At 54.4% G+C, this 21,904-nt stretch carries 14 protein-coding genes and 1 tRNA gene; 10 read left to right on the top strand and 5 right to left on the bottom strand.

Going from position 1 to position 21,904, the window contains the following annotated elements:
* The first annotated feature begins 105 nt into the window (after positions 1 to 105).
* The 3 genes from FYC48_RS12640 (at position 106) to hrpB (ending at position 5,187) form a co-directional block, all read left to right on the top strand.
* On the top strand, positions 106 to 1,296 hold the full coding sequence (locus FYC48_RS12640; protein WP_160149492.1) for a lactonase family protein: 1,191 nt from the start codon (positions 106 to 108) through the stop codon (positions 1,294 to 1,296).
* Between the two features lie 62 nt (positions 1,297 to 1,358).
* Entirely contained in the window at positions 1,359 to 2,501 is a 1,143-nt protein-coding gene (locus FYC48_RS12635) for an alpha/beta hydrolase-fold protein (protein WP_149497062.1), read from the top strand.
* Positions 2,502 to 2,643: 142 nt separating this feature from the next.
* On the top strand, positions 2,644 to 5,187 hold the full coding sequence (hrpB, locus tag FYC48_RS12630) for an ATP-dependent helicase HrpB (protein WP_149497061.1): 2,544 nt from the start codon (positions 2,644 to 2,646) through the stop codon (positions 5,185 to 5,187).
* A gap of 168 nt (positions 5,188 to 5,355) precedes the next feature.
* On the opposite strand, the gene FYC48_RS12625 is transcribed toward hrpB, so the two are convergent.
* Positions 5,356 to 5,844: a hypothetical protein gene (locus FYC48_RS12625; RefSeq protein ID WP_149497060.1), complete on the bottom strand. Its 489-nt coding sequence runs from the start codon at positions 5,842 to 5,844 to the stop codon at positions 5,356 to 5,358.
* A gap of 478 nt (positions 5,845 to 6,322) precedes the next feature.
* Here FYC48_RS12625 and FYC48_RS12620 point away from each other — a divergent pair.
* Positions 6,323 to 6,408: transfer RNA gene (locus FYC48_RS12620), tRNA-Leu, on the top strand.
* A 114-nt stretch (positions 6,409 to 6,522) separates the two neighbouring features.
* On the top strand, positions 6,523 to 8,019 hold the full coding sequence (locus tag FYC48_RS12615) for a sulfatase family protein (protein ID WP_235034223.1): 1,497 nt from the start codon (positions 6,523 to 6,525) through the stop codon (positions 8,017 to 8,019).
* Positions 8,020 to 8,034: 15 nt separating this feature from the next.
* Here the strand turns inward: FYC48_RS12615 and FYC48_RS12610 are convergent, their stop codons facing one another.
* Together FYC48_RS12610 and arsB are read right to left on the bottom strand one after the other, a co-directional pair.
* Entirely contained in the window at positions 8,035 to 8,280 is a 246-nt protein-coding gene (locus FYC48_RS12610) for a hypothetical protein (protein ID WP_149497059.1), read from the bottom strand.
* Complete coding sequence (gene arsB / locus FYC48_RS12605) at positions 8,277 to 9,488, bottom strand: ACR3 family arsenite efflux transporter (RefSeq protein ID WP_149497100.1); 1,212 nt, start codon at positions 9,486 to 9,488, stop codon at positions 8,277 to 8,279. The genes FYC48_RS12610 and arsB overlap by 4 nt, the downstream gene beginning before the upstream one ends.
* A 435-nt stretch (positions 9,489 to 9,923) precedes the next feature.
* On the opposite strand from arsB, the gene FYC48_RS12600 reads away from it, so the two are divergent.
* The 3 genes from FYC48_RS12600 (at position 9,924) to FYC48_RS12590 (ending at position 14,154) form a co-directional block, all read left to right on the top strand.
* The gene (locus FYC48_RS12600; RefSeq protein WP_149497058.1) at positions 9,924 to 11,453 is read left to right on the top strand and encodes an NAD(P)-binding domain-containing protein; all 1,530 of its coding nucleotides are present in this window, start codon (positions 9,924 to 9,926) and stop codon (positions 11,451 to 11,453) included.
* Between the two features lie 270 nt (positions 11,454 to 11,723).
* Entirely contained in the window at positions 11,724 to 12,305 is a 582-nt protein-coding gene (gene sigZ, locus FYC48_RS12595; RefSeq protein WP_149497057.1) for an RNA polymerase sigma factor SigZ, read from the top strand.
* Positions 12,306 to 12,540: 235 nt separating this feature from the next.
* A complete protein-coding gene (locus FYC48_RS12590) occupies positions 12,541 to 14,154 on the top strand; it encodes a calcineurin-like phosphoesterase C-terminal domain-containing protein (RefSeq protein WP_160149491.1) in 1,614 nt (537 codons plus the stop codon).
* A 32-nt stretch (positions 14,155 to 14,186) separates the two neighbouring features.
* On the opposite strand, the gene FYC48_RS12585 is transcribed toward FYC48_RS12590, so the two are convergent.
* A complete protein-coding gene (locus tag FYC48_RS12585; protein ID WP_149497055.1) occupies positions 14,187 to 15,080 on the bottom strand; it encodes a hypothetical protein in 894 nt (297 codons plus the stop codon).
* Between the two features lie 451 nt (positions 15,081 to 15,531).
* Complete coding sequence (locus FYC48_RS12580) at positions 15,532 to 18,171, bottom strand: PVC-type heme-binding CxxCH protein (protein WP_149497054.1); 2,640 nt, start codon at positions 18,169 to 18,171, stop codon at positions 15,532 to 15,534.
* 381 nt (positions 18,172 to 18,552) lie between these two features.
* Here FYC48_RS12580 and FYC48_RS12575 point away from each other — a divergent pair, with 381 nt between their 5' ends.
* Positions 18,553 to 19,848 carry an outer membrane protein assembly factor BamB family protein gene (locus FYC48_RS12575; protein ID WP_149497053.1) on the top strand — a complete coding sequence of 432 codons (1,296 nt, stop codon included), beginning with the start codon at positions 18,553 to 18,555 and terminating at the stop codon, positions 19,846 to 19,848.
* Between the two features lie 179 nt (positions 19,849 to 20,027).
* Positions 20,028 to 21,863, top strand: a complete 1,836-nt coding sequence (locus FYC48_RS28715; protein WP_160149490.1) for an SMP-30/gluconolactonase/LRE family protein — start codon at positions 20,028 to 20,030, stop codon at positions 21,861 to 21,863.
* The last annotated feature ends 41 nt before the right edge of the window (positions 21,864 to 21,904 follow it).

Below are 21,904 nucleotides of genomic sequence, written 5' to 3'. Positions count from 1 at the left end.
TTTCATGGCGTTTCACTAAAGACGGTTCAAACGGTCTGAACGCGTCATGATAAACTGTCACAGATCATGATTGTGCCCGCTTCTCCACCGATTCCCCACCTTCTGATGAACACTACCACCGATCGTTTCCACCCAGGTTCGCTACTCCTGCTAGTTTTGGCCGGGATGCTTGGATTTTCAGCTACTACCGCCGGATCCGCGATTGCGGAAACGCTGGTTTACATCGGCACCTACACCAAAGGTGATTCGAACAGTGACGGCATCTATGTTTGTTCGTTGGATGAAAGCTCGGGCGAACTATCCAAACCACGATTGGCTGCCAAAGCCGTCAATCCATCGTTTGTCGCAATCGCTCCGAACGGGCGGTATCTCTATGCGGTGTCAGAAGTCCCTGATGGTGGTGAGGACTCGAAAGGATTAATCGCGTTTTCGATTCAGCCCGACGGCACGCTGCAAGAAATCAACACAATGTCGACCGGAGGTGCGGCGGCATGTCATGTTGCCGTGAACCCGTCTGGGGCGTTGGTCGGGGTGGCGAATTATTCCGGCGGCAGTTGCGCGATCTTTCCGGTTCTCCGCGACGGTTCGGTTGGCAATGCGATCGCATTCCATCAGCATCATGGCAGTAGTGTCAATCCGCGACGCCAACAAGCGCCGCATGCCCACTCGATCAACTTTAACCGAGACGGAACGCAAGCCTTTGTCGCCGACCTTGGGATCGACAAGATTCTTGTTTACGACATCAATCTCCGGACCGGGGCCATGCTTCCGGCGTCGCCACCTTCACTGTCGATGCCGGCCGGTGGAGGCCCGCGGCATTTCTGTCTTTCGCCGTCCGGACGCTTCGCATTGTCGAATTTGGAGCTGACGTCGCAGGTCACGCTGCTGCGTTTGGGATCTTCCAAGCGCGGGCAAACGAACTCACTGGACCTGGTCCAAACGATTTCAACATTGCCCGAGGGGGCGACCGTCCCGGGGAACTCCACGGCAGAATGCTTGTTTCACCCTGATGGAAAGTTCGCATACGTTTCCAACCGCGGCCATGATTCGATCGCCGTCTTGCAGGTCGATGAATCCGAAGCTTCCATCAAACGCGTTGCCAATATCTCCTCGGGCGGTCAAACTCCACGTGGGTTTGGCATCTCACCGGACGGGTACTTTGTCGTCGTCGCCAATCAGAAAACCGGAAATGTCGTCTCGATGCGAGTCGATCGCAAGGACGGAAGCCTCACCCCAACCGGTAGTGAAATTCACTTGGATGCCCCGGTCAACGTCCGCTTCCTGCGTCGTGATTAGTGCTCGCTGATTCAACGACGAAAAATACTCTCACTCCATTGCCCCTAGCAACTCTTCTCTCGATGCGACCTTACCTTCATACGTTTGGGCTGATTCTCTCCGTGTTGATCACTTCCTCGTCAGCCTGGTCACAACGGTTGAAATCTCCCGAAGTCAACGCAGACGGTTCGATTACGTTTCGTACCGATCAACCCGCAGCGGAAACGATCGAAATTCAGTTCAATCGCGTGCCCGACGACAAGTCCACGGTAACACTAACAAAAGACGAGAATGGCAAATGGCTGGGGACGTCGCGGCCGCTCGCCCCCGGCATTTATGAATACAAGATGATCGTCGATGGGACGGCTCAATTGGATATCCGAAACCGTTGGATCAAAAAGTGGTACACGCTGGAAAACCTTGTCGAAGTCCCCGGTGACCCGTCATTGGTTACCGAACGTCAGTCGGTCGATCACGGTGTACTTCATCATCACTACTACCAATCAGCGATCACCAATTCGCAGCGACAAGTGATCGTCTACACTCCGCCCAGCTATGCCAGCCATCCTGATAAAAGGTACCCCGTGCTGTTTTTGCTGCACGGTTTTGGCGATGACCAGACCGCATGGACCGAAGTCGGGCGAGCGAATCTGATCGCCGATAATTTAATCCACGGCGGTACTACGAAAGAAATGATCATCGTGATGCCACACGGTCACCCGGTTCCACTACCACACGGAACGCAGTCCAAACAAGCTCGCGACGACTACGGGAAAGACAATAATCTCGCCATGCGTCGTGACCTTATCGAGGTGTTATTACCATGGGTCCGATCAAACTATCGTACGCTCGACACGATCGATAATCGAGCCATCGCCGGACTTTCGATGGGGGGCGGTCATTCGATCCGTACCGCCTTGGCATCCAATGAGTTTGCCTATGTCGGTGCGTACAGTGCCGCCGCTCCCCAAGACGAAACTCTTGATGACTTGGCGACCGATCTCGATCGGTTCAAAATGGAATTGAAGCATTTTTGGATCGCATGCGGAGACGAAGATTTCTTACTCGAACGGAATCAGGCCTTCGTCAAACAATTGAAGGCCGCAAGTATTCCGCACGTCTATTTAGAGACCCAGGGCGCCCACAATTGGGATGTTTGGCGAGACGACTACTTACCGCGTTTTCTGCCGATGCTGTTTCAAGACTCAGCGGCGTCCGAGCGCTAAGCTCCGCTCCGGCCAAATGTTCCGGTTCGGCTCATCAGCCGACAGTCGTTGCCCCTGGTGATTGCGCCGAAACCGTGGCGAACGACCATTGGCTAAACCTAATTTCAGATGTTGACGAAGCACTAGATCGAATACTCGACGAATGGATTCCGAATCGCTCCCGATCGATGACTGCCTCGATGATCTCATCTCGGCGGTCAAAGCAAACCGATCCGTTATTTTGCGTGCCCCGCCGGGCGCCGGAAAAACAACCGGAATCCCGCCGGCATTGCTTCGTTCGGGAGTGATCGAAGCCGGACGCATTTTGATGCTGCAACCACGGCGGGTCGCGGCTCGGGCGGCGGCCATGCGATTGAGCGGGCTTGCCGGCGAGACGGTAGGGCAAACGTATGGTTACCACGTCCGCTTCGACCGCCGCCGGACCGACACGACTGCGTTCGTTTCTATGACGTCGGGGATTCTGCTTCGGCAGCTGACCAGCGATCCACTGCTGGACGATGTCGGCTGTGTCATCCTGGACGAATTTCACGAACGGTCCATCGAGATCGATCTGGTCCTCGGCATGCTGCATCGCATCCGTTCGACGCTGCGGCCGGAATTGCGCTTGGTGGTGATGAGCGCCACATTGGAGACCGCGCCGATTGAACATCTGATCGACGACGCGGTGGTCATCGAAAGCGAAGGACGCGCCTATCCGGTCGACGTTCGCTATGACCGGTCGCTGCAACCGATGCGTCCAACCGCGAAGGCGATCGCCGAACGAGTTGCAAGGCTTCTGCCAAACGTCATCGAAAACAATGATGGCGACATTTTGGTATTTCTTCCCGGAGTCGGCGAGATCAATCAAACCGCCAGACAAATCGATTCGATCGCCCGAAAAGCTGGTATCGAAGTCAATTCTTTGTTCGGTGATCTATCAGCCGAGAAACAAGACGCCATCTTACGGCCCTCACCAGTTCGCAAGATTGTTTTGGCAACTAACGTTGCCGAAACATCTCTCACCATTCCCAACGTTCGCTGTGTGATCGACTCGGGGCTGGCTCGTGTCGCCGAATTTGATTCCAGCGTTGGCCTGACGAAACTTCAGCTCCAATCGATCTCCAAGGCTTCGGCCGATCAACGGGCTGGTCGAGCCGGGCGGACTGCGCCCGGTGTCTGTTATCGCCTTTGGTCCAAACCTCTCGATCGTGGCCGCCCCGATCACACGCCGCCCGAAATTTTGCGGACTGATCTCGCCTCGGCAATGCTCTGTCTGGCCAGTTGGGGCGAACGCGAGACGTTTCAGTTTCCCTGGGTAACGCCGCCGACCGAGTCATCCGTGACTCTGGCGAACCAGCAATTGCAGCTTTTCGAGGCGATCGATTCGGAGCAGCGATTGACCGAGACGGGACAACAAATGATCTCCCTCCCGGTTCATCCGAGACTGGCGCGATTGATGCTAGCCGCCGCGCAGTTTGACTGCGTCGAGCCGATCTCAATCGCAGCGGCAATGCTCAGCGAACGAGATCCGTTTCCGCGTGGACTGCGAACGACACGCGAATCGACGATCGAAAGTGATTTAATCGATCGCTTGCTTCGCCTGAGACGTTATCTTGAGGGGACTTCTGATTCCGATATCCACCACGCCGCCGCGCGGACGATCGAACGAGTGGCAAAACAACTTGTTGGTATCATTCCTAAGAATGCGTCCCGCGAAAAGACACAAGGGCGTAGTGCCGGCTCACTCGAGGAAGCCATCTCTCGGTCGTTGCTTGCGGCCTATCCGGATCGACTTGCCAAGCGACGGCGTCCGGGGGCAAGTAGCGGAGTGATGGTGGGCGGTCGCGGCGTCAAGCTTGATTCCAATTCGTCCGTCCGCACGGCAGAATTTTTTCTGTGCATCGACGTCGATGGCAAAGGCAGTGAGGCGACCGTTCGGCGTGCGTCGGCAATCGATCCGGCGTGGATTCCGCATGACTGGATCAGCGAACGTGTCGAAACGTTTTTTCATCCGTCGATGAAAGCGATCGTCGCCCGATCACGACGCTATGTTCTGGACCTTTGTGCCGGAGAAACGCCTTGCTCGTCGGAGCCGAATGATCAGTCGGCCGAGCTGCTTTATCAACACGCCAACCAACAAATCGCATCGGTGCTACCGAACGACAAGGCGACTCAGCGTTTTCTTGATCGTTGGAGATTCCTCGATTCATACGATGATTCCGGTGCATTACCGATGCCATCCTCCGAAGCGATCGATACGGTGCTGAAGCAGTTTTGCCAATCAATGCTCTCCTTCAAGAAACTGTCGGAAGCACCTTGGTTGGATTACCTTCGCGGCCTCTTCGATTACGACCAGCTTCAGTGGTTCGAAACGCAAGCGCCAGAGAAAATCCAGGTTCCCAGCGGGAACCAATTCCATCTGACCTATGAACTCGGAAAGCGTCCGGTCCTTGCCGTCCGGCTTCAAGAGCTCTTCGGTTGGCCGGCGACACCGACGATCGCCGGTGGGAAAACGACGATTCAATTGCACTTGTTGGGTCCGAACCATCGCCCACAACAGATCACCGATGACCTCGAAAGTTTTTGGAAGACGACGTACCTCGAAGTCAAAAAGGAACTCAAACGCCGTTACCCCAAGCACCATTGGCCTGATGATCCTGCCAACGCCCAGGCGACGCGTAACGGGCTAAAACCCAAATCAACGTGAACCGGTTCCACGCGGTCTCGAAAGTCACCAATGACCTGCCGTGTTCCGCAATTAACTTCCCGACAAGAATCTTTAAAGACTGCTATTGGACGGGGGGGCGATCCACCATAGACTTTGGGGTATCAAACGTACGTGCATTGTTTCGATTAGGAATTCGGGCGCGATCAATCAGCCACCGGGCACTAGGCCCGGTGATCGCGACACCAGCGTGGCAAGCGCCATGTGGCAAGTCCTAAAATAAAACGAAACGCTGCACCTGGCTGTGTCTTTCAAAATGTGAATCGGGGCAACGACGATGCAGGGATCACCCAAGCCGGCGAAGGACGTGTCGACCGAGAGCACGGAGCAAGCGTTCATGAAATCACGACTCGCCGAATTGGCCAGTCGAGTCGACCAAGAGGGCAAGCGAGTCGAAGCGTCTTGCCGAAATGTCAGAGCCATTGGGATCACAGGAGGTGGTCCTAGCTGAATCACAGGAGGTGATTTTGACAGCGAAAGGAGTCCATCGGCAAGGAAGCCACCGGTGTGCACCCCAGCGATCCCGCGCGGATCGCTGGGGTGCTTTTTTAGTTGATCGTCGTGCGACCAGACGGGATACAACTGCTCATCTCCGCGACGGCACCGAGCGCGTCCAATGGCCGCAATACAGCTTCTCATTTCGCCGTCGAAACTTTTCCTGGAATGTTCCCCGGTGACGTAATCTGTTGAAACATCAATCACCGCTGATCCGGACGAAAAGATTGAGTGTCGATTCTCGAAGATTAGTAGTCCGCGCCTGCCGCGATTTGCTCGACCCATTCCTCAAGTTAGAACGCACTCAAGGGGCGCCGCTGGTGTCGCATTCCCTGGTTACCTAGCCGGTGAACACGCGAAAATCGTGCAAACTGTCATTGGCAGCCGACATTTAGCCAGACATTCAATGTCTTCTGGCGCAGTTCCCTGGTCAAACCGGGCAGCCCCCGGTAAAACTGGCCCCGATCGTAGCGGAGGGGAATCCGAATTCGGAGCAAACTGCCTCATCGGCGGGTTCAAATCCTCGCCGGAAAACGTTATGACTTCGAAGCCGCGTCGCGACGTCCGGGCCGTCAACCACCTGCCCGGAAATGCTTGTCTCGCTCGGCAAAACACGACAGATGCCCGGGTGGTGGAATTGGCAGACACAGGGGATTTAAAATCCCCCGGCCAGATACGGCTGTGCGGGTTCGAGTCCCGCCTCGGGCACTGCTGATCGGGGAGCATTCCATTGTTCCCTTTCTTTTTAGTCGCTCCAATGTGTCGCGTCGTGCGACTCGGCATTAGATTGGTCCTGTTTCCTTGCCAACTTTGGATCGGCCGATGAAATCTTTCGCATGCTCCGTTTTGATGCTGTTGAGCTTCTGCGCCGTCACCTCGGCATCGGACCGGCCGCCGAATGTGATCGTGTTTCTTGCCGATGATTTGGGCTATGGAGACCTCGGTTGCTATGGCAATCCGATCATCGAAACTCCGAATCTGGACCGCTTTGCCTCGGAAGGTGTGCTTCTGACCGACTGTCATTCCGCCGGAACGGTTTGTTCACCATCGAGGGCCGGACTGCTGACAGGACGTCAGCCTTATCGCAGCGGCTTTTTCTACATTCATAGCCGCAAGACGTTCTTAAGAGACCAGGAAGTCACGCTTGCCGAGATCTTGAAAACCAAAGGCTACGAAACTGCATTTTGGGGCAAGTGGCATCTTTCGACGCTGGAGGAATCCGACCACGGCCACCCCGGTCCTGGTGAACAGGGCTTTGATTATTGGATGGGAACAACGCTCAATGCGTTCGACAAACTCGGCGGCCCACGTCGTCCGAAGGCGTTTATTAAAAATGGCAAGCCCGTCGGGAAAGTCGAACAATGGTACTGCGATGCGATCGTTGATGATGCATGTGACTGGTTGATGAACACACGCAACAAGCAACAACCGTTTTTCATGTTCGTCTGCTCACACGAGCCACACACGCCGATCGATCCACCGGAAAGCTATCGCGATCGATATGCTTCTGACAGAGTCGACCAGCTAGAAAAGCAAATTCGCTATGGCCGCGTCGCTCGACCTACACGCAACCTCGACGAACACAAGCAGGATTACTACGCCACGGTCAGTCAGCTTGACAACGCTTTTGGGCGTTTGATGAAGTCACTTCAAACCGAAGGCCTCGCCGAGGAAACAATCGTGGTATTCACCAGTGACAATGGCCCCGAAACGCCGGTCACGTTCGATGAATCTCGTGGACAATGGGAAGATCCGATCCGCGACAAGTGCTTCGGTACACCCGGACCGCTCCGCGGTATGAAACGCTATCCCTACGAAGGTGGCCATCGTGTACCGGGAATCGTGCGTTATCCGCACGTCATCCCGGCAAACTCGAAAAGCGACGTGTTGTTCAACGGTACCGATCTTTTGCCCACGGTCTGTAATCTTGTCGGAGCGGCGATCCCCGTCAATCGAAACATTGATGGTGTCAACGCGTTCCCGGCATTTCTAGGAAAAGACGTCGAACGACGTGATTCGCCGATCTGGTTTTATCCTCATCACGGCGACACCTGGTTTCGCATGCCACAGATTTCGCTGCGTCGCGATCGTTACACCTTGGTCGCATGGCTGCCGAAACGAAGCCCGGGGGTCTCGCTGGACGAGTGGTTCGCGACGTCTGATCCCGATCGAGCCGAGTTGTATGACCTCTCAAATGATCTTGAGCAAAGCAATGATATCGCGACTCAGCACCCTGATCTTGTTCGCTCGATGAAAGCTGAAATGACCAGGCTTTGGCAAGCAATGCGTGACGAAGGTCGAGCGGTGTTGGCTCAGTGACGGTAATAATTCACGCTATTGATGCGAAAGCGATGTCTGCAATGCGATTTTTGCCATGCTCAGTTTGTAGCAACTGTCAAACTCAGGACATCGCCGGCAATCATCCCATTGATCCACGTCAGTTCTCACAGCTTCTTTACGGTGGATCAGTCCACCGGGAAGTTTCTTCTCGACTGAAAACACCTTCGCTTGATTAAGGCCCGTCTCGATTCGCTGCGGAAACATTTTCCCGAAGCAATCTTTGTGTGATTTCCCATTCATGATGTCGTCTCCAATGTGGGGTCGGCGTGAACCATTGGTGAATCAGTTGCCGCCAGATTGTTCTGATGCGGAAACCATGATCGCGTCGCTAAACAGAATTTGACCAGTGCTAACATCAATGGCACTTCGATCAAGACACCGACCACCGTTGCAAGTGCGGCACCTGAAGAAAGGCCGTACAGCATCGTGGCGGTAGCGATCGCGACTTCGAAGTGGTTGGACGCGCCGATCATTGCGGTCGGGGCGGCGTTTTCGTATGTCAAGCCGAAGAGCTTCGATAGCCCAAACCCCACCGCAAATATCAAGAGGGTTTGTAGCGTTAAGGGGATCGCGATCCAGAGGATGGTAAGTGGATTCTCGATGATCGTTTCGCCTTTAAACGAAAACAGCAATACCAAGGTCATCAACAGCGCCGTGATCGTGATCGGAGTCAAATAATGAAGGAACGTCTCGCGAAACCACGCTTCGCCCTTGGTTGCCAAGATCCATCGCCGGGTCAAGAATCCGGCGACCAATGGCAACGCGACATAAACAGAAATCGAAAGCAGCAGCGCCTGCCAGGGAACCGGTAGTTTCCCTACGCCCAGTAAAAATCCGCCCAGCACGCCATAGAACACCAACATCACCAACGAATTGATCGCAACCATAAACAAGGTATGTCCATCATTGCCCTTCGCTAGATAGCCCCAAACCAAAACCATCGCGGTACACGGTGCGATGCCCAACAAAATGCAACCGGCAAGGTAGCTGCGCCACAGCGGGACTTCGAGCATTTTGACGCCGTCGATTAAAACAACCTTACCCGATCCGTACTCGGCTCCGACCGCAAGATCGCTTCCGAGCGGGGGCTTGATTAAGTCTGTCGCATCAGGACCGATCACACCTAGAAAAAGTGTCCCTAGGAAAAACAATGCGATCGCGTACATCGTGAACGGTTTGATGCCCCAATTGATCAAAAGCGTCAAACTGAGTGGTTTCAACGCACGCCCGGCACGAAACACTTCGCCGAAATCGATCTTCACCATGATGGGATACATCATCAAGAATAAGCAAACCGCGATTGGTATCGAGATCACTGGCGCACCGTTAACGTCGATGGACATCGCATCAAGTGATCGCGCAAGACCCGGAGCGACCTTGCCAAGCACAACTCCGGCAACGATGCACAGCCCGACCCAAAGCGTGAGATAACGCTCAAAACCTCCCATCGTTTTGGTTTGTTTGTCCACCGGACACGATTCGCCTCTAGGGTCGCGCTCAATCGCGAGGTGGTCGTCATGTTTTTCTGGCACTGTTGTTCTCCCCGTACGCTGTTGATCGCTAGATGCGGAGTTCGCCGCGCTGACTGTGGACGGTGATCAGCAAGGCGCCGATCGGTAGGTCGCCCATCTCAATTCTCGGCAAATCTCGATTGACTTCTATCGTCTATCTGCGATGAACGATATTGTTTTATGGAATGATGTCAAGTCAGATTGCCAAGAACTTTGCAGGGAAGGACGTGACTTTCGCGACAACGAAATCATCGCAAGTTCAACGAAAATTGCGTCTTTCGACATCGATCTGCGTCTCCAATTGCGGATACGAGTGATTACCCGCATCCAATTGACCTCGCCCTCAGTGAACCCCACCACCAAAGAGATAGAATGAATCCAATCGATGATGCCCGCGATCACTGCAATCCCCCCAAGGCCAGACGCGAAGGCCGCGAGTCCCCCAGCGAAATCTCAACGGTTCAAGCGGATGGTGATCGGGGATGCTGCCACACATCTACTGGTGTTGAGTGTGCCGCCGAAACGAGTTCGCTGCCGACGTCATCCTGTTGCGACACGATGGGCGAGCCAACTCTGGTGGACGGTTCAGTGGAACTCAATTCGTCGACGGTAGGTTGGGAGGATCCCAACCGTGATCTGCCCGTTGTCGTGATTGGCGCTGGTCCGGTCGGACTGGCTGCGGCGGCAAACCTTGCCGAACGCGGCCAATGTTTCCTCGTGCTTGAATCTGGAAATCGGGTCGCGGCAAGTATGTGGCAGTGGCGTCACGTACGACTCTTTACGCCCTGGTCTTTCCTTCTCGATCCGGTGGGGAAACGACTGCTTAGTGCAAGCGGCAGCTGGTCAGCACCTAGCGGAGACCGTGTTCCGAACGCGAGTGAATTGATCGAACGATTTCTCGATCCGCTAGCCAGTCATCCCGCGATCGCTTCCCACCTGAAGCTCGATCACAAAGTCATCTCGGTTTCGCGTGAAGGGCATGACCGGATGAAGAATGGCATGCGCAACCAAGCTCCGTTCCTTTTAATCGTCGAAACACCGGACGGCCCGCAACGTATTCGGGCTCGCGCGGTAATCGATGCGTCGGGGACATGGACGACACCAAATCCGTTGGGTGCCGGTGGGGTCCCGGCCGATGGCGAGCAACAACTGCGGCACCGGATTCAATACGGGATGCCCGATGTGCTTGATCGCGACCGTGACCGCTACGCCGATCAGCGAGTCCTGGTCGTCGGATCGGGGCATTCCGCGACCGGTAATATTCTCAGTCTTGTTGAACTCGCCAAAACATTTCCTGGCACATCGATCAGTTGGGGCATTCGCCGTAAGAATGCGACTAAGCTTTGGGGAGGCGGCAATGCCGACGAAATCGCCGAACGAGGCCGACTCGGGGACAACGCCAAACATGCGGTCGAGGAAGGAAAGGTGACGCTGCTCACCGACCTCTCGGTGACGTCGCTGCGAGAAACCGATGCGGGAACGGAAGTGATTGACGTCGCCGGCGACACTCGTGTGATTGTTGATGAAATCATCGTCGCTTCCGGTGCACGCCCCGACTTGACGATGCATCGAGAACTGCGACTTGAGTTTGATCCAGCGACCGAGGCGGCCAAAAACCTAGGACCACTCATTGACCCGAACCATCACAGTTGCGGGTCCGTGCCGCCACACGGGGCCGAACAACTGCGTCAGCCCGAGCAGAATTTCTTCTTCGCCGGCATGAAGAGCTATGGGCGGGCACCGACCTTTTTGTTGATGACAGGATACGAACAGGTTCGATCGATCGTCGCCGCACTCTCGGGTGACCACCAAGCGGCTCGGAAGGTTGAGCTTGAGTTGCCTTCCACCGGAGTTTGCTCGACTGATTTCGCGTTTGCGGAAGATACTTCACCTCCGGCTTAGCGTTGGGTTAGCACTCGAAATGAGGCTCATCACGAATCGCATTAGCCACGGTTACCGTGTAGTGGCCGGGACCAACGCTTGTCGGCTGACGAGCCGAGCTGAAACCTTTAATCTATACGGAGCACTTGCCGAAACACGGAAACGTGTCGATGCAACGTGGCATCGCATTGGTGGACGATCACCTTCGCCGCGAAGTTTTGCCCGTATGACCGATGATTATGTCGCCGTGATCGCGGCCGGGTGATAGAGAAAACTGACGATCGAATAGTCATGAAAGACGATTGCAAGACATCCGAGGAGATTTGGCGGCAACTGGGCGACCAGATTCGATCCTTCTTTGCCGCTCGCATTCGTGACCATCAAACTGTCGAAGATCTATTGCAAGAAGTGTTTGTGCGGATTCATTCGCGGCTTGAGTCGGTCGAGGATCATCAGCGCATTCGCCCATGGATATTTCAAATCGCTCGCAATCTACTGACCGACCACTATCGGGCAAGGTCGCGAGAAGCGTCCCCACTCGCCGAGGAGATCGAATGCGATTGTGAAATCGAGCCACGACTCGAAGACACCGTAATTGGCTGGTTACCCCAAATGCTGGATCAAGTACCTGACAAGTACCGGGTAGCGCTCAAACTTTACGAACTTGAAGGACTCTCTCAGCAGCAGATTGCGGATCGACTTGACCTTTCGCTCTCAGGGGCAAAATCGCGAATCCAGCGCGGGCGAAGGAAACTGAAGGAAGTGCTTTACGACTGTTGCAGCTTTGAGCACGACCGGCGAGGGAATTTAATCGGCTTCTCTCGCAACAGAGCTTCCCGCAGAGATTTTAGGGACGAATTTGAGGCGCCGTGAGCAGGTGGTGATTACTCCAATCACAATGGTGGCTGGCGATTGCCATCCCCTCGCATTCTTCGAAACACTATCAAAACTTCACATCACCCGCTGATCATGCCAAGCACCGTTTGAAACGGCATCTCCGGCTGCCAATCGACGTTTGTGCGGCCTTATCGGAGAACTTTGAGGCTGGTTGATCGAAGCGACGATTGGTAGCTTCTTCGATCGAATTCCCCGCCTTAAGGAAACCATGATGTCACTGCGTTGCCGACCACTTTGTCTCACCGCCATTGTCTGTTTAGTACCTCTCTTTGGATCGTCGCTCAAGGCAGCCGAACCCATTGCGAAGCAAACTGCGAAGGGCGTCGTCTTTCATGACCAAAACGGAAACGGCACGCGCGATGAAGGCGAATCAGGTGTCGAAGGCGTCCGAGTTTCCAACGGCGAAGCGGTCGTCCTGACTGGCGCCGACGGACGGTACACGCTTCCGGTCGATGGCGACACAATTCTGTTTGCGTGCAAGCCGCAGGGGTGGATCTATCCTGTCGATGAAAACAACTTGCCACAGTTCTTTTACATCCATAAACCCAACGGTTCACCCGATGACGATTTTCGGTTCAAGGGGAGTGAGCCGACCGGCCCGTTGCCCGAGTCCGTTGACTTTGCCTTGCGACCCTTTCAAGCTCCCAATGTGATCCGAGCAGTCCTACTCGGTGACCCGCAACCGGTAAGCATCGAAGAAGTCCAGTTCTTCGGCCGTGACATCATGAGTGAATTGGTCGATGTGGATGCTGAATTCGGCGTGACCTTAGGTGACATCGTCGGCAACCAGCTCGATCTATTTCAACCGATGATCGAGATGCAAGGATTGGCGGGAATTCCATGGCATAACGTGATCGGGAATCACGATATCAACTTTCGTGCCCCCGACGATGAACACGCCAACGAAACGTTTCATAAAGCGTTCGGTCCGTCCGACTATGCGTTTCAGTACGGGGACGTGCATTTCTTGGCGATGGATAACATCGTCTATCATGGCTTCGAGCGCAAGGGTTACCACGCGGGGTTAAGCAAACGGCAACTGGCGTTCATGGAAAATTACCTCCATACGGTCCCCCAGAACCATCGGATCTTGATCGGAACGCACATCCCGCTGACCAACGGAATACCCGGTGAAGAGCAACCGACGCCGGAGCTGAAGCGTGTCCTTGAACTCCTCTCCCGTTTTCCACATACCGCATCATTCTCCGCTCACACGCACCTCAATGCGATCTACCACCTCGGTTCGGAGTTCGGCTATCACTCACACGATCATGGAGTGCACATCCATCACAATGTTGGAACCGCTTCCGGGACTTGGTGGAAAGGCCCCTTAGACTCGCGTGGTATCCCCATGACGACAATGCGTGATGGAACGCCTAATGGCTATGCGATTGCCACCTTTGATGGCCCGAAGATGTCGGTCAAATGGAAGGCCGCCAATCACGAAGAAGATTACCAAATGAATCTCTTTGTCGCCGACGCGATTGCCGCCGATCAGCTATCTAGCGACAAAGGCGAGGTTTTGGTCAATGTCTTCAATGGCTCGCACAGTTCTCACGTCAAAATGCGTGTTGTCGGACATAGTGAATGGGTCGCGATGAAACACGAACATCGAAATGACCCACACTATGTTCGCCAACAGTCGATCGACGAGTCGACGCCGATGGAAGGCACTAAACGCATGAATCGACCGCGGGAGAGCACTCACATTTGGGTCGGCCATCTACCGAATGTGCTTCCAAAAGGGACGCACTTGTTGGAGGTACAAGCCGAAGACGCGTACGGTGAAACGTTCACTGATCGACGTCCATTCCGCGTCCAGTAGACGGCGTCGCCGCCCCGAACGATGGTGTCTCGCTAAACGCCATCAAAGATGGCATTCTGCCCCGAGTTGCCGCTATAGCTTGGGTGCAAACTCACTGCCGTGCTGAGCAGATTCCAGTCGTTTTGTGGCACCGGTTTGTGATCCAGCAGACGCAGCGCGATCTTCCAAGCTTGTTGGAAAACAGCATCGCGACGTGCTGCGTCGCGAATCTCTTCCGGGGTTCCGTCGTCAGGAATATCGACGTGCAATCGCTCTTCAGGGCTATCGGTATGCTGAGCCATGAAGATTGACTGAGCAACATAGGCCATCGACTCCGACTCACCAACCGTCATTGAATCACAACGAAGGTCAAAGAGTGCGTGCACGCACTCATGAACGATCAATGCTTTGCTGGTGATTGTCCGTCCCGCCCCACGCCCGAGTTCGATGACGTTTCGTCCGGAATCATAGACCGCACGTCCGCCACGCACTGCGCTCGACTGGAGCACGCGGATCTTGCCGTCGATGATTGCGTTGCCCACCACCATCAACTCTCTTGCCGTCACGCGATGACTGCGACGTTGAAAGTTGATCGCTTTCGTGGCCCAGTTCGTTAACGCACCCAAGACTGTTAGTTGTAGTGCCCTTTCGAGCGACGGATCCCAGTCGGCCGGCGGTAAATAGATGTCGCCCGCACCGGTCGAGAATTGATAGTTCTTCCCATCGCTTGATTCGGTACAGCTCAAGTAGCTTTCTAAGTACCAGTTAACCTCACGAGGGTCGCGAGTTGCGAAATTGAATTCGATCAAATCCCAAGGATCTGACCGCCCGGCTTCGCGAGATGCAACGCTGGACCAATTGTCACCATCCTGGACCGTATAGGCGCCCACGTGACCCGGTGGCGGGAAAATGGCAAGAACGGTCGGGGTCGACTTAAGAATGCCCATGGTCACACTCGGACGTTTGCGTAAGAGGAGAGGAAAAGAGTCAGATGGAGGCATGCCATCGCACGGTTGTCTTAATAAAAGCCACGATGACTCCATTGGCTGCTACCGTCCTCGTGCAAACTCAAAATTTGTGACGTGCATTCTGCGAAGAAGATGAAAAAAAATTGGGCGTTTCATGTTCCATCCGGAAACTACTTCGTTCCAACTCGATTATAGAATTAGCTGCATGGCGTTAGCCACGGTTTCGGTGCAATCACCGGGGCTAATGCCCGTCGACTGATGAATCAAACCCCTGTTTCAAATGGAACTAAACAAGAGTAGCCCATCGCCGACTAGTGGCATTCGCTAGTCTGACGGTGTTTGTGATCGCGATCGGCTAGCAGGGATCCGATTGGAATTTGGCCCAGGAATCTCGACGTAAGTTTGGATGTGGTTCCGGCGGTGGGGCCAATCAATGCGAAGTCCCGTTTTCGTCGATGCTTTCTTGGATAAGGTATTCGACCAGATCCCGGAATTCGCCAATCGTCATGGTCTTTTCCAGCCCACTTGGCATTAATGAGTTCGGCGATGCAATGTAGTCCTCAATTTCATCAGCGGCGTAAGTTCGTGTGGACCCGTCGTCAAGCGTTAGGTTAATTTTCCCACCGGCTTTGTGGTCCAGTTGCAGTCCACGATGAATCTCACCGTCAACCGTCACCACCATCCAGGCTTGATACTGTGGCGCGAACTCCGCGGAAGGGTTCAAGATCGAATCGATAATTTGTTTTCGACTTTTTGATTCGGCAACTCGGCCTAGATCCGGTCCCAGCGTCCCACCTCGATTGCCGATCGAATGACACGCGGAACATCCTACGCGATGAGTATGGAAGACTCGTCGTCCTCGCAGAGCGTCCGCCTTTCCTGTCAGACGTTGTATCCATTCATCCGCAGTCAAACTATGCCCTGCTGCCGTGACTTGCTCTTGACCGAGCGCGGGAGAAATACGCTCCCGGACGTCTTCTGAAAGATCGAGCGCCTTGATCTTCTTAAGGCAGTCTCGCGCAAGCCCTGCATCAAGCCAAGATCGAAACGTTCGCGCGGCTTCGATCGCGATGTCCTCTTCCGATGCATGCAGCAGAGGCAAGAACAGACTTGGTTCGATCGGTTGAAAGTGACTGAGTGTGAACAACGCTTCGCAGCGAACCAGGTCACTCATCGAATCGTCGATCGCAAGCTGGGTCAATAGGCGGCACACTTCACGAGAACGCGCAGCAGACACACTGCTGAGTCGTCGAATAATAGCGACTGAAAACGGCTGCTTTGACTGAGTGACCAACGGAATCAACCACGCGAGACTTTCTTCGACCTGTGCGTCTGTAAGCCGACTGACCGCGTGTGCGCGAACCGAGTCCGGAAATTCAGGATCGCGTGCGATCGAGCCTAGCAGACCATTTGGGAGTTCCCGTCTAAGTTCTTTTGCACGACTTTCAGACCGACGACGGTAGCCGTCTGCAAAACTACCGCTCAGGTTTTCGACAGCCGCGAGGTACGTTTCAAAAAGATTGGCATCGACGGCACCGACATGAATCGCAATCTCCAAGTCCGAACGCAAGTCCTCCCTCATCGATTCGCCCGCCCACATTAGTGCCGCTCGGCGTACATCGATACTTTCGTCTTTTAAAAATCTGCGAATGTAATCGATCTCATCAATGTTGGCCCGCTTTGCGGATAACAGAGCGCCGAGACGAACGTTCTGTGATCGATGATTTGCGAGTTTATCTCGTAGTTCCCGAAGCGATTCATCGGCGAGTCTCATTTGCACCGCGTGTGAGACGAACGGGTGACCGCTTTCTAACGAGGCTGCAATGTTTTCGGTATCAGAAGCAGAGAAGGAAGTTTGTCGTACGACTTCATCGCTAGCGATTGCATCTGAAAAATTTGCGCGAGGCCTAAATGGAGTGACCTCGGGCTTGCAAGTAATTCGCCAGATGCGTCCGTGACCATGGTTCGGGTAGTCGACGAGCATCCAATCGGTGACGAATAGATTGCCGCGAGTATCGCTGTCGATTGCGACAGGCCGAAAGTCTTTTGCTCCGGTAAGGAATGGTCGCCGCCCGGTTGCTGTAATTGTTCCATTGTTCGACTGAACATCGAATCGTTCGATCGAGTTCTCGTTCCATATGGTGACCAAAAGACTTTCTTGGTAATCGCTTGGTAGCGACGCACGCTTGCAATCGATTAGTCCACATGGGGCTTCGCCCGTTCCGGCGATAAAGGGTAATGTCCCAGCAAGTGATCCGTCCCAACCTTGGAATGGATGATTTCCACCGCCGCCATAAAGCGATTTATAGCCATAGTCCCCACCGCGGACGACATGTACGAGGCGATTAGGTCCGCGGGCATCAGGATCATTGTCAACCAATAATAACCGACCGCTGCCGTCAAATTTTAAGTCAAACGGATTCCAAAAGCCGGTTGCAAATTCTTCAAGTTCGCTGCCGTCGTCACGGCAACGAACCACGCTTCCCCCATCACCGTATCCCTCGATCATTGACGTGTCCGATCCTTCGAATCGATAGTGACGACTGCCGGTGTTGCCTCTCGCGACATACATCCAACCTTCACGATCGAAGGTGATTCCCAGCAAACAGTTGTGGGCGTAACGTTCTTCGGTGACAAGCCGAAGCACCTGTTCCTTGCGTTCGCATTTGCCGTCGTTGTCGTCGTCGACCAGTCGTAGCACTTCCCGAGCACAAACAACAAAAAGATCACCGTCGGGGGAAATTGCCAGGTTCATCGCTTGATGAATGCCGTCGGCAAAAATGGAAATCGAATCAGGCTTTCCGTTGTTGTCCTCGTCAACAAAGATCTTGATCCGATCACTCTTCGGACCTGCGTAATCCGAGGGGGGATGATGGGTATGGGATTCGATGACAAACATCCGATCACGTTGATCGATCACCATTCCGATCGGAGTGACGATTTCGGAGCTATCGGCATAGAGCGTCAATTGAAGTCGGTCGTCGGCAAGCTTCGGCAACTGAGCCCAGCTAAACGTGGCACTCCCAAGGAGGAAAGCGATTGCGAGACCAGTGAGAGAGAATCGAATCATTTGCGTTCACTTCGTAGGGAACAAAACGTGCGAACAAGACGTGCAGCTTAGTGGTGGACCGGCAAGGACGGCGTAAGCTTCGTTGAATCAGTGCTTCGTTTCTATAAAAGTCGAGGGGGATTATTGTCCGGATAGCGTTCGCCATGGTCATAGCGCATTCACGCGAGGTGCCGGATAGGGTTGGATGGAAATTTAAGTTTTCGCCAAGCTCATGGTCCAATTGTACAAAGCTGAATTTAGGGCGTGAGTTTTGGATGGCTTTTGACGCAACTGTTTTGACGCGATTCACTTGCCAACGGTCTAACGTTCAACGAATACTTTTCGACGGTCATTCCGTGTCAATAAATTCAGCTAACGAGTTCAGTTAATAGGTTCGATCGCATGTTTCGCCAACTCTGTTTCGCCGTGTGTGCCGTGCTGACCTGCTCGATTGCCCCGGCCGCCGATTGGTCGCAGTTTCGTGGGCCAGCGACGTCCGGCAAAATCGAAGGCCCCGCCGTACCGACGGAGTGGTCCAGTGAAAAGAATCTGCGTTGGAAGACCGAACTTCCTGGCAAAGGTACGTCATCCCCAATCATCGTCGGTAACCGGGTCTTTCTGACCGCTTACACCGGCTACGGCATCGACCGTGAAAATCCCGGAGACCCGAAGGACTTACAGCGGCATTTGTTAGCTTTCGATCGAACCACGGGGACAGAACTTTGGCGACAATCGGTCGGCGCGGCAGACAATGAGGATGCCTATCAAGGCTTCATCACCCAGCACGGCTACGCCAGCAGCACGCCGGTCAGCGATGGGCAAATGGTCTACGTCGTTCACGGAAAGGCTGGCTTGTATGCCTACACCGTCGACGGAGAGCTGGCCTGGAACATTGATCTCGGTCAGAAGTCCGATCCCGCGAAATGGGGTGACGGGGCGAGTCCGATTTTGGTCGGTGATGTACTGGTCGTTGACGCCAACGTGATGGGGAATCAACTGCTGGGGATCGACAAGCGAACCGGCAATCAACGTTGGGCCATCAGCGACCCAAAATTCACCAACGGCTGGTCAACGCCGACGCCCGTCACGATCGATGGACAGCAAACGGTACTGTTCAATTTGCCGAATACGGTGATCGCAGTCGATCCGGCGACCGGACAAGAGCGGTGGCGAGTTGACTCGCCACTCGATGACGCTGCCTGCGGCTGCATCGCGGTCAGTGGCGATCGAGCGTTTTGGATGGGGAGTCGTGCCGGCCGTGGTGTCGGCGTCCGATTGGCCCCGTCCGATGGAAAGCCGAGCGGGAGCGTTCTCTGGCAAACCAACTTGCGTTCAGGAATTTGTTCTCCACTCGCCGTCAACGAGCAGTTGTATTGGTGTACCGGCGGTATCTTTTATTCCGCCGATGTCGACACCGGCGAGTATGTCTATAAAGAACGCTTGCCTCGGATGAAAGGTGCGACTGGTGGATTCCCCAACGCCGACTATTCATCACCGATTGCCGTCGCCGGAAAAATCATTCAGTTCACCCGTAATGGCGAAAGCTATGTGGTTGAACCCGGCGAGGAGTTGACGTTGGTCTCGCATAATCCACCGTTCGAGGGCGACTCAAGTGCCTTCAGTAGCACGCCTGCCGCCAGCGACGGAGAGCTGTTTGTCCGATCAGAATCCTACTTGTACTGCATCGCCAAACAGTAAAGCAGCAGAACGGATTCTCGCGGTTTGATGCGACGTAACTCTAGCTCTCCTGTCGTTGCCGAGCCGTTCGAAAGAAAAACTCCCGGAATTGATCGTGGTAGGAACTCCGCTACCTCACTACCGCTTGCAACTTGATACCCTGGTCAATTCAAGACAACGAGAGTTTCCGGAGTTTTATCATGTCCCGCGCACGTTATCCCCGACTGAGTTCGATCTTGCTGATCCTTTTGATCGGCACGTCTACACTTGCCCCATCTGTATTTGCCCAATCCAGCGGCTCCCCCACGCCTGAATCACTAAAGATCATCACACACAACGTGTGGTACGGATTCACGAAGAAATCTGAGCCGCGATATAGTGACTGGAAACGTTGGATGAAGGCCCAGTCTCCGGACGTCGTTTCGCTACAAGAGTTGAACTCCTACACCGATGAACGCCTGCAGGCCGACGCGGAATCTTGGGGGCACTCCTATTCGGTGCTTCTCAAAGAAGACGGGTTTGCTACTGGGGTCACGTCTCGTTATCCGATCAGTGACGTCAAGCGAATTCGGCAGGGTTTCCACCACGGTTTGTTGCGATGCCGAATTCAGGGGATCTGGTTCTACGTGATCCATTTTCACCCTTCCAATTTTCAGTGGCGAATCGACGAGGCTGCCTTATTGAAAGAGGACGTCAGATCACTGCCGGAAAAGAATCCGAAAGTCGTACTTGCTGGCGATTTCAATGGGTTCTCCCCCGATGACAAACCCCAGTACGATTCTGACCAGCGTCTCGTTCCGTTCTTCGATGGCCTCGACCAGAAGAACGCTCGTGCCCGCAATCTTAACAACGGAAGTCTCGACTACGGCGGGATTCAAGCGATTCTCGATCAGGGCTACACGGATCTAGTCGCTTCGCGTCGGTCTCCACATCTTCCTTTTGTTGGTACCTTCCCGGCGAACTTAGTCAGTGACCAGGAGCACGGATCAGATCGTCGCCTTGATTACATCTTCGTTTCTCCTTCCTTGACCGAGTACGTCGATTCGGTCGCGATTCTTCGCGACCGATGCACGGAAATGCTTTCCGATCATTTGCCGGTGACCGCGACAATCCGGCTCCGGGAAAGTGCCGATCGTCTTTCCGTCTTCGCATCCGAACCGACGCTTCTGCAGGAAACTGGCGCCGGCGAAGGTCCCGCATGGCATCCCGATCTCGGACTTTTGACCAGCGGCGAAGGGAATATCAACCGACGAACACCGGACGGCGAACAAACCGTTTGGTTTCCTGGCGCGGGATCGAACGGACTGCGATTTGACGACCGAGGCGACTTGATCATTTGCCAGTCTGCAAAGCGACGTCTGGTAAAACGACGTCAAGATGGTTCGCTGCAGATCCTTGCTGCCGAGTATCAGCAGATGAAATTCAATACGCCTAACGATCTGACGATCGATGCGAAAGGACGAATCTATTTCACGGACCCACGCTATGGTGATCGTAGCACCATCGAAATGCACGATGCCGACGGACGTGAGGTCGAAGGGGTCTATCGAGTCGACCCCGATGGTACAATTGAACGCGTCATCACCCACGAAGTGGATCGTCCCAACGGCATCGCGATCACGCCGGACAACCGATATCTCTTCGTCGCCGACAACAACAACAACCGCCGTGGCGGGGCACGAAAGCTATGGCGATTCAACCTGAATCCCGGTGGTGATATCGACGCCGCGACGCAAACGCTGATTTATGACTGGGGGGCAACGCGCGGTCCCGACGGACTGAAACTGGACATTGCTGGCAGGATTTATGTCGCCGCCGGACTGAATCGTCCCAATCTGCCCTTCGAAACCGCCGATCCTTCGACCGCCGGCATCTATGTGTTTTCACCGCAGGGCGAACTGCTTGAATTCGTTGCCATCGTTCGTGACGAAGTCACGAATTGTACCTTCGGTGGCAGCGATGGAAAAACTCTGTTCGTTACAGCAGGCGGTACGCTATGGAGTCTGCGCACGACAACGCCCGGTCAGGGCTTCTAGCTCAGCAGTTTGCCGCTCGCAGTGACGACCATTGGGCCGGC

It is taken from the genome of Roseiconus lacunae, from assembly GCF_008312935.1.
Classification (GTDB): Bacteria; Planctomycetota; Planctomycetia; order Pirellulales; family Pirellulaceae; genus Stieleria; species Stieleria lacunae.
The sequence above is the reverse complement of the archived record's forward strand: the minus strand, read 5'-3'. Positions and strand labels throughout refer to the sequence as shown.